Source organism: Microcoleus sp. CZ3-B2, assembly GCF_036705055.1.
Taxonomy (GTDB): domain Bacteria; phylum Cyanobacteriota; class Cyanobacteriia; order Cyanobacteriales; family Microcoleaceae; genus Microcoleus.
The window spans coordinates 121298-134811 of sequence record NZ_JAUBTN010000008.1; the positions used below are offsets into that span (position 1 = coordinate 121298).

At 45.4% G+C, this 13514-nt stretch carries 13 protein-coding genes and 1 pseudogene; 8 read left to right on the plus strand and 6 right to left on the minus strand.

Features of this window, described 5'->3' with window-relative positions:
- Positions 1-122 precede the first annotated feature (122 nt).
- The 5 genes from QUA97_RS05615 to QUA97_RS05635 all read left to right on the plus strand — a co-directional run bounded on the left by QUA97_RS05615 (position 123) and on the right by QUA97_RS05635 (position 4178).
- Positions 123-1088 (plus strand): NAD-dependent epimerase/dehydratase family protein, encoded by a 966-nt coding sequence (locus QUA97_RS05615; RefSeq protein ID WP_194066710.1) that lies wholly within the window; start codon positions 123-125, stop codon positions 1086-1088.
- A gap of 531 nt (positions 1089-1619) precedes the next feature.
- The gene (locus QUA97_RS05620; RefSeq protein ID WP_194066652.1) at positions 1620-3218 is read left to right on the plus strand and encodes a B12-binding domain-containing radical SAM protein; all 1599 of its coding nucleotides are present in this window, start codon (positions 1620-1622) and stop codon (positions 3216-3218) included.
- A gap of 98 nt (positions 3219-3316) precedes the next feature.
- On the plus strand, positions 3317-3502 hold the full coding sequence (locus QUA97_RS05625; protein ID WP_228049835.1) for a hypothetical protein: 186 nt from the start codon (positions 3317-3319) through the stop codon (positions 3500-3502).
- A gap of 215 nt (positions 3503-3717) precedes the next feature.
- Positions 3718-3963, plus strand: coding sequence for a type II toxin-antitoxin system Phd/YefM family antitoxin (locus QUA97_RS05630; protein WP_333193773.1), 246 nt, complete (start codon positions 3718-3720; stop codon positions 3961-3963).
- Entirely contained in the window at positions 3960-4178 is a 219-nt protein-coding gene (locus QUA97_RS05635; protein WP_228049834.1) for a type II toxin-antitoxin system VapC family toxin, read from the plus strand. The genes QUA97_RS05630 and QUA97_RS05635 overlap by 4 nt, the downstream gene beginning before the upstream one ends.
- Before the next feature lie 256 nt (positions 4179-4434).
- Here the strand turns inward: QUA97_RS05635 and QUA97_RS05640 are convergent, their stop codons facing one another.
- Positions 4435-4881, minus strand: a complete 447-nt coding sequence (locus QUA97_RS05640) for a hypothetical protein (protein ID WP_333193776.1) — start codon at positions 4879-4881, stop codon at positions 4435-4437.
- 208 nt (positions 4882-5089) lie between these two features.
- Between QUA97_RS05640 and QUA97_RS05645 the strand changes: the two are divergent.
- Positions 5090-5476: pseudogene (locus QUA97_RS05645) on the plus strand (ATPase); the annotation flags it as partial.
- 186 nt (positions 5477-5662) lie between these two features.
- Here QUA97_RS05645 and ftsH4 read toward each other — a convergent pair.
- From ftsH4 to QUA97_RS28250, 3 genes are all read right to left on the minus strand, one after another.
- Positions 5663-7534, minus strand: a complete 1872-nt coding sequence (ftsH4, locus tag QUA97_RS05650; protein ID WP_333193778.1) for an ATP-dependent zinc metalloprotease FtsH4 — start codon at positions 7532-7534, stop codon at positions 5663-5665.
- 489 nt (positions 7535-8023) lie between these two features.
- Complete coding sequence (locus QUA97_RS05655) at positions 8024-8869, minus strand: M48 family metalloprotease (RefSeq protein ID WP_333193780.1); 846 nt, start codon at positions 8867-8869, stop codon at positions 8024-8026.
- A gap of 287 nt (positions 8870-9156) precedes the next feature.
- Entirely contained in the window at positions 9157-9366 is a 210-nt protein-coding gene (locus tag QUA97_RS28250) for a hypothetical protein (protein ID WP_442922481.1), read from the minus strand.
- Between the two features lie 39 nt (positions 9367-9405).
- Here QUA97_RS28250 and QUA97_RS05660 point away from each other — a divergent pair, with 39 nt between their 5' ends.
- Together QUA97_RS05660 and QUA97_RS05665 are read left to right on the plus strand one after the other, a co-directional pair.
- Positions 9406-10764 (plus strand): sensor histidine kinase, encoded by a 1359-nt coding sequence (locus QUA97_RS05660; protein ID WP_333193783.1) that lies wholly within the window; start codon positions 9406-9408, stop codon positions 10762-10764.
- A gap of 192 nt (positions 10765-10956) precedes the next feature.
- On the plus strand, positions 10957-11514 hold the full coding sequence (locus tag QUA97_RS05665) for a hypothetical protein (RefSeq protein WP_333193786.1): 558 nt from the start codon (positions 10957-10959) through the stop codon (positions 11512-11514).
- Positions 11515-11760: 246 nt separating this feature from the next.
- Here the strand turns inward: QUA97_RS05665 and QUA97_RS05670 are convergent, their stop codons facing one another.
- Entirely contained in the window at positions 11761-12933 is a 1173-nt protein-coding gene (locus QUA97_RS05670; protein ID WP_194011491.1) for a GNAT family N-acetyltransferase, read from the minus strand.
- Positions 12934-13088: 155 nt separating this feature from the next.
- A partial coding sequence (locus tag QUA97_RS05675; protein ID WP_333193789.1) for a RibD family protein occupies positions 13089-13514 on the minus strand: 426 nt, incomplete at its 5' end.

Here is a 13514-nt window from a genome sequence, read left to right on the forward strand (position 1 = left end):
CACAATATTTGTAAGAAATAGGACACGGCAGTGCCGTTTCCCTACCGTGGAAAGAGGACACGGCAGTGCCGTTTCCCTACCATCAAAAACCCCTCATTCCTCCCCTCTTCCCCTCCGGCAAAATGAACCCCAAAAAAATTTTTGTGACGGGTGCAAGTGGCTGTATCGGTCACTACATGGCCGAAACCTTGATTCAAGAGACCAACCACGAACTTTACCTATTAGTTCGCAACCCAGACAAGCTAAAATTTGACTGGAAAGCCCGCCCCGGCATCCATATCATACAAGGCGACATGAAAGATATCGATCGCCATGCCGAACTCCTGCAAACAATAGACGTAGCAATTTTAGCCGCCACAGCTTGGGGAGGAACCCAAGAAGTTTTTGATGTCAACGTCACCAAAACCCTGCGCCTAATTCAACTACTTTCGCCCGAAAAGTGCCAGCAAGTAATTTACTTTTCAACAGCCAGCATTCTCGGTAGAGACAACAACTTACTCGCAGAAGCCGGCGAACTGGGAACAGATTATATTCGGTCAAAATACGATTGCATGACGCAATTATCCACATTGACAAATGTGCCTCCAATTACGGCACTTTACCCAACCTTAGTATTGGGAGGAGACGCAGAAAAACCAGTTTCTCACCTGTCATCCGGTTTGCCACTTGTCGCCAAATGGATAGGTTTAATTCGCTGGTTTAAGGCAGACGGAAGCTTTCACTTCATCCACGGTGCAGATATTGCCAAAGTAGTTAGTTATTTAGTTGAACATCCGCCAGCTTCCGAGGAACCGCGACATTTTGTGCTAGGAAATCCGGCGATTACAGCTAACGAAGTGGTAGAACAAGCTTGCCAGTATTTGCATAAAAACATATTTTTTCGGATTACTTTGTCACCTTGGCTGGCCGATTTCTTTATTTGGCTGTTCCGAATTCAGGTGGCAGCTTGGGACAGATTTTGCATCAGCTACCGCCATTTTACCTATAAAAATCTGGTCAATCCCGAAAGCATCGGAATGCCGAGTTACTGCGGCACAGTTGCGGATATGTTAAGAACTAGCGGGATTCCCGATCAAAATGTAAAGTAGGTCAGAAGTCATTAGTTATTAGTTATTTGTTATTAGTTATTTGTTATTTGTTATTTGTTATTTGTTATTGGTAACAACTGACAACTGACAACTGACAACTGACAACTGACAACTGACAACTAACAACTGACAACTGCTTTCCGTACAACGTCATCAGTCCGATGGAAGAGAGAAGAGGGAACGCCAATGTGTACCTTACCAGATATATGTAGGGTGCGCCGAGGCGCATTTTACGAATAATGTAAGTTTTTCAAGTTCTTTTTTGTCTGAATCCGATGCTTTTTAAATGCGATTATCGTCAATTAAGGGTTAAATACGATAAGATATCAGCATTTGCTAACTTTAACAGGGAACTGCAACCTAAAAATTGCGATGTTTTATTGGTTTTAGGGGGTGTCACCCCTCGCCCGATATTCGATCGAGTGCAAGATCGTAATTTTAGCCTTAACATTAAGTCTTGAGAGCCGATCGAACTCTCACGCCCCGCCAGCCCGATCGCAAGTTGTTTACTGATGTGAGGTTTAACATAATATGCGAGTTCTCCTAGTTTATCCCCTGTTCCCGAAAACATTTTGGTCTTACGAGAAAATCCTAGAATTAGTCGATCGTAAAGTGCTGCTGCCACCGCTGGGTTTGGTAACTGTAGCAGCTATTTTACCCCAAGAATGGGAATTTAAGTTAGTCGATCGCAACATCAGACAAATCACCGAAGCAGAATGGGAATGGGCAGAGCTCGTTATTCTGTCCGCCATGATTGTCCAAAAAGAAGATTTGCTAGACATCATTCGCGAAGCAAAACGGCGCGGTAAATCCGTAGCTTGCGGCGGCCCTTACCCGACTTCCGTACCCGAAGAACCCCAAGCAGCGGGCATAGATTACCTGATTCTCGACGAAGGCGAAATCACTCTACCGATGTTCGTCGAAGCAATAGGGCGCGGCGAAAAAAGTGGAATGTATCGATCGGACGGCGTAAAACCCGATGTTACCACAACCCCAGTTCCCCGCTTCGATTTGCTGGAATTAGACGCCTACGATTCGATGTCAATTCAATTTTCGCGAGGCTGTCCCTTCCAGTGCGAATTCTGCGACATCATCGTCCTCTACGGGCGCAAACCCCGCACCAAAAACCCCCAACAATTGATCGCAGAACTAGACTGTCTGTACAACCTAGGCTGGCGGCGCGGCGTGTTCATGGTAGACGACAACTTTATCGGCAACAAACGCAACGTCAAACTGTTGCTAAAAGAATTAGAAGTTTGGCAAATAGAACACAAATTCCCCTTCAACTTCAACACAGAAGCATCCATCGACTTAGCCCAAGACCAAGAATTGATGGACATGATGGTGAAATGTCATTTCAATGCAGTATTCCTAGGAATTGAAACCCCCGACGAAGAAAGCTTGCAAATGACCAAAAAATTTCAAAACACCCGCAATTCCCTAATCGAATCAGTAGAACTAATTGCCAAATCCGGCTTGCGAGTAATGGCCGGATTCATCATCGGATTCGACGGCGAAAAACCAGGCGCAGGTCAACGCATTGTAGACTTCGCCGAAGCAGCCGCAATTCCGAGCACAACCTTTGGAATGCTGCAAGCTTTGCCGCACACTGCATTGTCCCACAGACTAGCAAAAGAAGGCAGATTGCGCGACAAATCTGGCAACCTCAACCAGACAACTTTGATGAACTTCATTCCAACCCGGCCGCTAGAAGACATCGCGCGGGAATATGTCCAAGCATTTTCTGACGTCTACGACGCTGAAAAATATTTAGACCGCACCTACCGCCACTTCTTGATGTTGGGTGCACCTACAGCAGATATACCATCAAGAATCCCCAGTTGGATAGACTTGCGAGCATTGCTAACCGTAGTGTGGCGGCAAGGAGTCAAACGCAAAACTCGGTGGAAATTCTGGCATCATTTATTCAGCATTATCAGAAACAATCCGGCAGTTTGGGATCACTATTTAACAGTGTGCGCCCACAACGAGCATTTTCTAGAATACCGTCAAATTGTGCGCGATGAAATCGAAGAACAATTAGCGGAGTTTTTAGCGGACGAAGCTCAACAAGCGCAGCAAAAAACCTTAATAGCTGCGATGCAGGAAAAAGAAGTGCAAGTAGTTTAAGGTTGGATGATTCAACCTTATACCCAGATACCCGACTTATTTAAGAAATCGGGTATCTGGGTATTCTCTTTTGTTAGGTGGGATTACTGATAAAACTTTTGGCTTCTTCATCATCAAACCCGCTGAATTGGATAAGCATCAAAAGCCTCATCGCAACTAATCAAAACAAGCGGCAGTCACTTTTCCGCACTCACCCCTCTACGGAAGAGCAAATTCAGCGGCTTTTGACACTGGCGCAGCAGCAGCAAAGTGCTCCAGTTATGGCCTACGCGATCGGAATTTGAGCAGTTGAAAATGCAGCAAAAATATTGAGACACCCGGTGTTTTGAAGCAGCCGGGTTTCTGTATGTTTATGATGGTAACTCTGGTGCGATGGAAAGCGGTATAGCGGTTATTAAGCGTTGTGAGTTATGCCCTATGCCCTCTTTGCCCGACAGCACCTCATATGAGAACTCGAAATGCTATAACTATTTATACATAGTAGAAATAGAATCAGATTGTGAGCGGTCAACAAATGGCACAAATTACCACCACTGAATTACCCCAAACCGTCCAAACTCTATTGATAGAAGTCGAACGTACTAAAACCCCTCTCACTGTCATCCACGAAGGAAAAGCATTAGTAATTATTTATCCTGCAACTACCGAAACTCTACGGCGCAGCTTTGGCGCTATGAAAGGAAGCGGTGAAATATTAGGAGATTTAATTGCTCCTGTCGCGGAACCGTGGGAAGTTTTAGAATGAAACTTTTACTCGATACCCACATTTGGCTGTGGTATTTACTCGGCGATCCGCGCCTATCGCGATCGCTTCAAATGGCGATAGGCGATCGTAATACCGAACTTTGGCTGAGTCCAATTAGTCAACGTAGGGTGCGCCGCCAAAAACAACTCTCGCCCCGCAACGGCAGATTAAACGAGCGACGCACCCTAAAACTTATAAATCAGCAACCTTATTGAGATTGGCTTTAGGAATTTTATTAATTTCGCAGTACATATTACATTGCTGCACCAACTCTGATTTAATAGCGAAAAACTCGTTGCACACCATGAAAATTCTGCAAGCATCTCCAAGTGCTCGATGAGGTTTGATCAGATATTTATACTTGGAGGGAAATTTATACTTAAAATTAGTCGATCCAAAGCATTTATTTTTAGCATAAAATCCGATAATAAACGATATTTAATCGAGAGAAAAGAGATGGCATACCTCTTTTTAAAAAATAAGTTGTATGTCAATGACTTGAATATTCGACTTATTGACTTTGGCCCTTTTCAAAAGCTTGAGATCCTCCCTCGCACCAAACAATACAATCTGGTCAACTTGATGCGTATTAAACAGATTGTGAATGTATTCGCGTAATTCATTTAGACATTTAGACCGTAGCTCTCTGGCTATAACTTTATCAGAGTTTTCTAATCGGTAGCTAGGATCGAATATTTTCTGATACTCTCCTCTTTCAATGCTTGCAACTCTTTCCAAGAATCCAACAGTTTTACCAATGTCATTGATAATATTTTTTCTGACAACTATGTCTACATCATAGGAGAACTTTTTGCTTTCCAATAAAACCGCCTTGCGATCTAAATCATATATCACCGCACCAATTTCTGTTGGAAAAAAGTATGCTCTATTAGAACCATAAATTGGTCCAAACTCCATATCTCAAAATAGAGTATTCATCCACCTACCTCTTAACTAGCCCAAGTTTTTAATACGTGACCAAGAATGAATTTCCAAAACTATCCCCCACTAACGCGCTTAATTTGCAGAATTATTCTGATACTTATAAATCAAAAAGTTGTCAAGTAAAAAGATGTTCAACTTGTTCACCCATAGGCTAAACTTCATCTACATTACACATAAAAGGTTAGAAAAAATCGACAACAGTGAAGCACTCATTCACCGCTACGAAGGCAACCCATTATGGTTGAAAAACGTGGCTAATCTGATTCAAGAGTTGGGAATCGGCGTGACAGAATTATTACTAGATGATACCATATTGTTGCCGGAAGATTTAAAAGATGTTTTGCATGAGCAGTTCGATCGCACTTCCGAACTAGAAAAACAAGTTTTGTCATTGTTGGCTAGGGAAAACCAGCCAGTCAACCTAGCAAAATTGCTATAAAAAGGACAAATATCATCATCGGATTTACTCAACGCGCTCCAATCTTTATCGCGGCGCTGCTCGATAGAAAAACAGGAAAGTCTTTACACTCTCCCACCTGTATTGAGGCGGTATATCAAAGGGTTTTAACCTTACGCGATTCGTATAAGTAAGTATCAAAAAACGCAGATGATATGGAAATCACCTGCGTTAACCTGCGGTTTAATTAAACAGGATTTACGGACTCCGACAAAGAAACCGGGTTTTTTCCAAATCTGCCGCCTACAGCAAAGTATTATCGTAAAAACCCGGTTTCTGGGCCCCGTGCAAACCCTTTTAAACTGAAGCCGCAGCCTTCTCTAAAGGCAGCACTTGACTGAGGAATTTGTGCAGTTGCTCACCTTCCACCACTTCAGTTTCCAACAGTTGCTGCGTAATTGTTTCCAACAATTCCCGATTAGCTTTCAGAATATCCAAAGCTTGCTGATGTGCAGTTTCGACAATCTCTTTGACTTCTTGGTCGATCGCCTCAGCAGTTTGGGCACTCACCGCACGGCGCGCATTTCCCATACCATCGCCGAGGAAAGATTGTTGACTGCGATCGTAAGCAAGAGGCCCCAAAACCTTACTCATCCCGTAAGTTGTCACCATCCGTTCAGCTAAATCCGTCGCCCTTTGCAAATCGTTGGAAGCGCCAGTAGTAATGCTACCAAACACCACTTCCTCAGCCGATCGCCCGCCCAGCAAAGTTGCAATTTGACCGCGCAATTCCGCCTCATCCAACAAGAAACGATCTTCCGTCGGTAACTGCAACGTGTAACCCAATGCAGCCATACCGCGCGGCACGATCGAGATTTTCGCAACTTCGCCACCGCCAGTCATCAAAGCCCCAACCATCGCGTGTCCCACTTCGTGGTAAGCCACAATCTTTTTCTCTTTTTCGTTGAGCACCCGGCTCTTCTTTTCCAAGCCAGCTACAACGCGCTCAAACGCCTCATAAAAGTCTTCCTGCGCTACAGTGAGACGCTGGTTGCGGGCCGCTAACAAAGCAGCTTCATTGACCAAATTTGCCAAATCAGCGCCCGAAAAACCGGGGGTGCGAGCCGCGACAGCCTTCAAATCAATATCCGGGCCCAACTTCACCTTTTGAGAGTGAATGTTCAAAATTGCTTCGCGGCCAGATAAATCCGGGCGATCGACCAAAACTTGGCGATCGAAACGGCCAGGGCGCAACAAAGCAGCATCCAAACTTTCCGGGCGGTTAGTAGCAGCCAGCACAATTACCGTAGTATTGCCAGCAGCAAAACCATCCATTTCAGTTAATAATTGATTGAGAGTTTGTTCGCGTTCATCATTCCCGCCGAATGCAGCGTTAGTGCTGCGAGATTTGCCGATCGCATCCAACTCATCAATGAAAATAATACAAGGAGCCTGCTTCTTAGCCTGCTCGAATAAATCTCTAACCCTTGCAGAACCAACACCAACAAACAGTTCCACAAACTCCGAACCAGAGATACTAAAAAACGGCACGCCCGCTTCACCAGCCACAGCTTTTGCCAACAGCGTTTTGCCAGTTCCCGGAGGCCCCACTAACAGCACACCCTTCGGAATTCGCGCGCCAATTGCCGTAAAGCGATCGGGAGTTTTCAGGAACTCAACAACCTCTACCAATTCAGTTTTAGCTTCCTCTACTCCAGCCACATCAGCAAAAGTAATTTTCGCCGATTCACCTTCTACGTAGACCTTAGCCTTGCTTTTACCGATCGACAGCGCACCCTGCGGCCCACCACCGCCCCGGTTCATGAAAAATTGAAAAATCGCCACAAAAATCAGCGGCGGAATCACCCAGCTCAAGACACTGCCAATCCAGCCATTTTTAGAAGGAGGAGTTGCCGCAAATTCAACGCCTTTTTCTTGCAAAAGTTTAGGCAGATCCAAGTCAAAAATGGGCGTAGTTGACAACACTTGACCTGGTTTGTCGCCTTCGCCTTTGAGTTGGTAGCGAATTTCATTTTGTCCTACCGAAGCTCGCACTACATCTTGTTCTTGGACTTGATGCACGAACAAGCTGTAAGGAACTCGCGGAATTTGCTCTCCAAACAAGTTGGGCAAAAAGATATTTGCCAGCAGAAACAAACTTGACAGCAATAACAAAATATTGCTAATTAATCGAAAACGAGGTAGTTGGGGCTGGTCTTTAATTGCCATTGATAACGGTTATCCTTTTTTGGTTGAAACCTGTTTTATTCATTTATTTTCTCATCAAATACGTACACAGTGCGTTGGCGGATTTCCTCACTCGATCGGGTGGGTTAACCGGACATCAGTGATTTAGGATTAAAAACGAACCGCGAAGACGCGAAGACACAAAGGAATAGAAAAAGAAAACAGACTTGTTATTGTCAATTATTAATAGTTAGGGTGATTGATTAGTTCACAAGCCCTTGAACATTCTCTCTCTTTTCTTACTTCGCGAGCTTTGCGTCTTCGCGGTTCGACCTAGCAGTGATTTAGGATTAAAAACAAATCGTGAAGACGCGAAGACACAAAGGAATAGAAGAAGAAAATAGAGTTGTTATTGTCTATGATTAATTAATAGTCAGGGTTATTTATTAGTTCACAATTTCTTGAAAATTCTCTCTCTTTTCTTCCTTCGCGACCCTTGCGTCTTCGCGGTTCAATTTAGTATAATTATAGCTAACCGCCCGACACATTCTTCGCAAACTCTTCGCGTCCAGAAACCAAATTAGCTGGAACGCCGTTAGGGAAAGTTTGGGCGATTAAAGCTTGCAACTTTTGAATTCGGTTTTCAGGGTTGGGGTGAGAACTTAAAAACTCTGGCGCTGCTTCACCATTCCTAGCAGCACCGAGAATTTGCATCAACTCAACAATACCTCTAGGATCGTAACCCGCCTCCGTCATAAACCGAAAACCGAGCCGATCGCTCTCAAGTTCATCCGATCTACCGTAGCGCAAACTCACAACTTGATTGACAGCTTGAGCAATTAATGCAGCCTGCTGGCCACCACCGCGCTCGTCGCTAGCGGCCACCCCAACCGCCGTTACCAAAGCCCTCCCCAACTGCTGTTTTGCCAAATGTTCCGCAGCGTGTCGCCCGACAACGTGACCGGCCTCATGTCCCAGTACAGCAGCCAACTGAGCCTCGGAATTCAGCCGCCGCAGGAGTCCGGCGGTAATGAAAACTTGTCCCCCCGGAAGAGCAAAAGCATTGACAGTTTTGGGGTCGCGCAGCAGGTAGAATTGAAACGGATAACCCGCTTTTTTGGCATCCGAACCGTTGACAACTTTTTCTCCTACTCGATCGACATACTGCTGAATACTCTGGCTGGGATAAAGCCCCCCGTATTGAGCCGCCATTTTGTCTCGCGCCTGCAATCCCAAAACTACCTCTTGGCGCTGTGAAAGCTGCACCCGTTGTTTCTCTCCGGTAACAGGATTTTCTACGTTGCTGGTAAAATAGGTGATTGCGCCAAAAAATGCCATTAACAGCCCGATCGCAGCGCGGAATAAAAATTTGTTCACAGGCGTTTACCTAAAAAGTTTCGCCAGTAAGTTACCATACTGACAGCTACTTTTACATCTATCTGAAGTATTAATCATCGAAAGTTGTTAGATTTTTTTTTGGATAATTTGCGAACAAGGCTTTTTTGAACGAACCGCGAAGACGCAGTACGCAAAGCGGCGCGTAAGCGCTAGGACACTAAGAAAGAGAAGAAGAGAAGAAGAGAAGAAGAGAAGAACGTTATAGTTGTGAATAGTTAGTTAATAGTTACTGAATGGTTATTAGTTCAAGATCGCTTGAAGATAATCTAGCTCTTTTTTTCCCTCTTCCCTCTTCCTGATGACGTTGGACGGAAAGCTTGGGGGAATATAACTAATAACCAATAACTAATAACTAATAACCAATAACCAATAACCAATAACCAATAACTAATAACCAATAACCAATAACCAATAACCAATAACCAATAACTAATAACTAATAACCAATAACCAATAACCAATAACCAATAACTAATAACTAATAACTAATAACTAATAACTAACAAGTTCGCAATATGTTTCAAGCTACTCGCCGCCGCCTTGCTATTTGGTACACTGCCGTTACTGCCGTGTTATTACTATTATTCGCCACGGGTTTCTATTTCTACGTCCGCAATACTTTGATCGATCGCATTGACGACACTCTAAATCATGTTGTGGAAGTAGTAGAACGCACACTTGTGATCGAACCAATAATTTTTGGTACTGCTCAAACCAAGTCTCAAGTGAATATTCAAGCCAGTTTTCGAGACAGCAGCGATTCTGTAGAAGATGACCACATCGATTTAGAATGGTTCAGTCCTACGGGCGATTTGCTGTGGTCTACTTTGTCGGAACCGCTGAATATTCCGATTAACCCTAACCGCACCGGCGAAACAGTTTGGGTAATTAATAATAAGTTGAACTCAGAGCAAAACTATTCCCTCAGACAAGTCACGCAGCGAGTGGAAATCGGCCGCCAAGTTTTGGGATATTTGCGAGTCAGCCATCCTTGGTTTGAAGTGACAAAACCGATCCGCCAATTAATTTTTGATTTGATTTTGGGGACTGGTTTAACTTTAATTGGCGTGGCGGCTATTGGCTGGTTGCTGTCGGGATTGGCGATCGCACCGGTGCGGGAATCTTACGGCCGTCTCAAACAGTTTACCGCCGATGCTTCCCACGAACTCAGAAATCCGATCGCCACTATTCAAACTAACGTACAAGTAGCTTTGGCGGAACCGGATATCGAACCGCAGCAACACCAACAGCTACAGGTAATCGAACGCCTGACGCGCCGTTTGGGGCGGTTGGTTGACGATTTGCTGTTTTTAGCCAGACAAGACAGCGGTATCCTGCAGCAGCAGTGGGTTGAGGTTCCCCTCGACGCTTTGTTGATAGAAGTAATTGAGGAACAACAGGCGATCGCCCGACACCAAAATCTCTCTCTTTCCCTCGAAATTATCGATTCCCCCAAGCTTGAAGATAACTTTACAGTTTTGGGCGACTGGGATCAACTAGCGCGAGTATTTACCAATCTCGTCAGTAACGCAGTGCAGTACACAGCCTCTGGTGGCGAAATTGAAGTAGAATTGCAGGTTCCAGTCAAAAACAAAAGAAATTCGTCCGCGCTCAATTCTGTACTGCAAATCAAAGTAACAGACACCGGCACCGGCATTTCCCCGGAAGCGCTACCGCATTTGTTCGATCGATTTTACCGCGCCGATCCCGCCCGCACCCACAGCAGCGCCGCCGGTTCCGGTTTGGGATTAGCAATCACCAAAGCAATTGTCGAAAACCACCGCGGCCAAATCCGCATAGACAGCCAAATCGATCGAGGAACCGCTGTCACCGTCACCCTTCCCGCCCACAAATCAGCAGAAATCAGCCTCTAAAAATCCTCTCTTCCCATCTTCCCATCTTCCCCTTCTGGGCGCCCTCTGCGCCCTCTGCGGTTAAAAAAATCTACCCCTCAAACCTTGATTCTTCCTAACTCACACCCAAACACAACTATTAAAATTCATTTCCGGCATAGATTACCATGCTATTTGTTAGAAAATCTCGATCGAACTTGTGAGGAGTTACTTATGTTTCGCCACAATCTACCGTTCAAAAAAATCAGCCTGCTAGCAGCCACCTGCAGCGGTTTACTCGTCAGTCTCGCGACACTTTCCCAAGCAGGCGGCCCCCCGCCCCAACAAGGAAAACCCGTTTCCGAACCAGAACCCGCGACTGGAAAGCCCGTCAGCGAACCGATGCGCGGTATAAATCCTGACCAGAACCCGATGCCCTCCGCGCCAGCAGACGCACCTCCCCGCTTCCCAATGCCCGCCGCGCGAGTTACACCTGCCGAAGGCATGGTAGTAATTAAACTCGTGAATACCACCAATACCCTGATCAATTATCAAGTCCTAGGAGTTACCCAACCGCGCACTCTGGGCGAACAATCGGAAATTTTGCTTCAAAACCTCAAAGTACCGATCACCCTCACATACCAGCGCCCAGACGGTGGATTGTTGTTAGTTCGCCCCAAAGCCACCGCAATGCCGGGAATGTTGCAAGTAAGTTTTGGCGCTACAACAGACTTGAACTCCGACACAAAATCGTTAGAAATTCAAGAAGACGGGAGAGTATTTTTGAATTAGCCATTAGTCAGTAGTCATTAGTCATTGGTCATTAGTCATAGTTTAGGACTTACGCCAGCGCTGTCAGAAACCGGGTTTTTTACGATGGTCTTTTGTTGCAGCCCGCAAATTAGATAAAAAACCCGGTTTCTTGGATTTCGATGCGTCCAGGACTGTAGTTATTGGATGGCAATTACCAATTACCAATGACCTCTGCTCAAATGCCCGCTGACTGCTGACTAATGACTGCTGACTAATGACTAATGACTACTTATTAAAAGGCAAACCCTCATTAACTAAATCAATTTCCTCCTGTTCCCTTTCATTAATTTGACCAATGTAAGACTTAAGAATTTGTGCCAGACGGTTGTTGTAAAATCTGTGCAAACTATAATTAGGCATCGCTGGAAAACCGCGCCGTTTTTTGTGCCGCCCGCCCGCACCCGGATCGAAGGTTTCGATACCCCGCTCGATCGCCCATTCGATCGGTGTATAGTAACAAGCATCGAAGTGCAAACAGTCAATTTCCTGCAAACTGCCCCAATAACGCCCGTAAAGTCGATCGCCCTTATACAAACAAAAAGACATACCCACCGGCACTCTGTCATCTTCCTTATCGTAAGCGGCGACAAATAAAACTCGATCGCGATAATTGTGGTGCAACTGTTCAAAAAATCGCTTAGTCAGATACTTGCTACCCCACCAACCAAACTTATCGCAAGTATTCTCATAAAAAGCATACATTTGAGAAAACATCGGCTGGGGAATGTCATCACCAGTCAGAGTTTTCACCAACAAACCAGCTTGGTCAACAGCTTTGCGTTCGCGCTTGATATTGCGGCGCTGGTTGGCATTAAAAGCGCCTAAATAACCGTCAAAATTTTGATAGCCTTGATTTTGCCAAATATAGCTGTGGTGCAGCCAAGTGCTGAAACCGTGGTTTTCCATGCGCTGCCGCCATACTGGATCGACATAAAGGAAATTGCAGCCAGAGATATTGTGGCGATCGCAAAAATGGTCGATCGCGCTTACCATCACTCCCGTTAACTCATCTTCGTCTTCCCCTTCAGCAATCAAAAACCGATAGCCTTCAGCGGGAGTAAACGGCGTCATTCCCATCAACTTCGGATAGTATTGTACACCCAAACGCTGAGCTAAATCAGCCCACTGATTGTCAAACACAAATTCGCCGTAGCTGTGGCTTTTGACATAAAGCGGCGCGCAAGCAATCAACTGTTTGTTGCGCCACACAGTCAAGTGATGCGGCAGCCAACCGGTTTTACCTGACGCGCTACCGGAGATTTCGAGATTGTTCAGCCAATCCCATTCTAGAAATGGAGTTTTGAGGGGCATAGCCAAGGCATCCCACGAGGCTTGGGGGATTTCGCCTATTTTGCTAATCCAGGCTACAGAATATTGAGCTTTTGGCTGTTCCAGCATAGGGAGATTTCTGTGTAGAGCGATCGAACTTCATTTAAGTTAATACAATTATTCGATCGCTGGGAATCGCGATTCGTCAGAAACCGGGTTTTTGGCAACATCTTTGATCGCAGCCACCAGATTCAGCAAAAAACCCGGTTTCTTGGGCCTTGATTTTATACCTGCGGCGATCGATCGACCTTATAATGCAAAAACACCTCTTGTCCCATCTGTTTAACCGCCAAAAGTTCCAATTTAGGAGCCAAATCCGCCAAAAAACCCTTGCCCTCAACAGCAGTCGGTGCATCCGCCCCGCCCAAAATTAACGGGCACACCGTCAACCAAAGTTCGTCTACCAAGCCCGCAGCCAGCACAGAAGCTACCAGTTTCCCCCCGCCCAAAATCGCCAAGTGTTTGATACCCAAGCTTGCTAGCTGTTGAAACGCATCAATCCAATCAATCTCTCCACCGGCGGTTTTAGCATAGATGGTGCGATCGAACATCGAAGGAAGAAGGAAGAAGGAAGAAGGAAGAGGCGAATTACTTGGAGTTTCAATTGCAAATCCTCCCTCTCCCCCAATCTCCCCCTCTCCCCCTCTCCC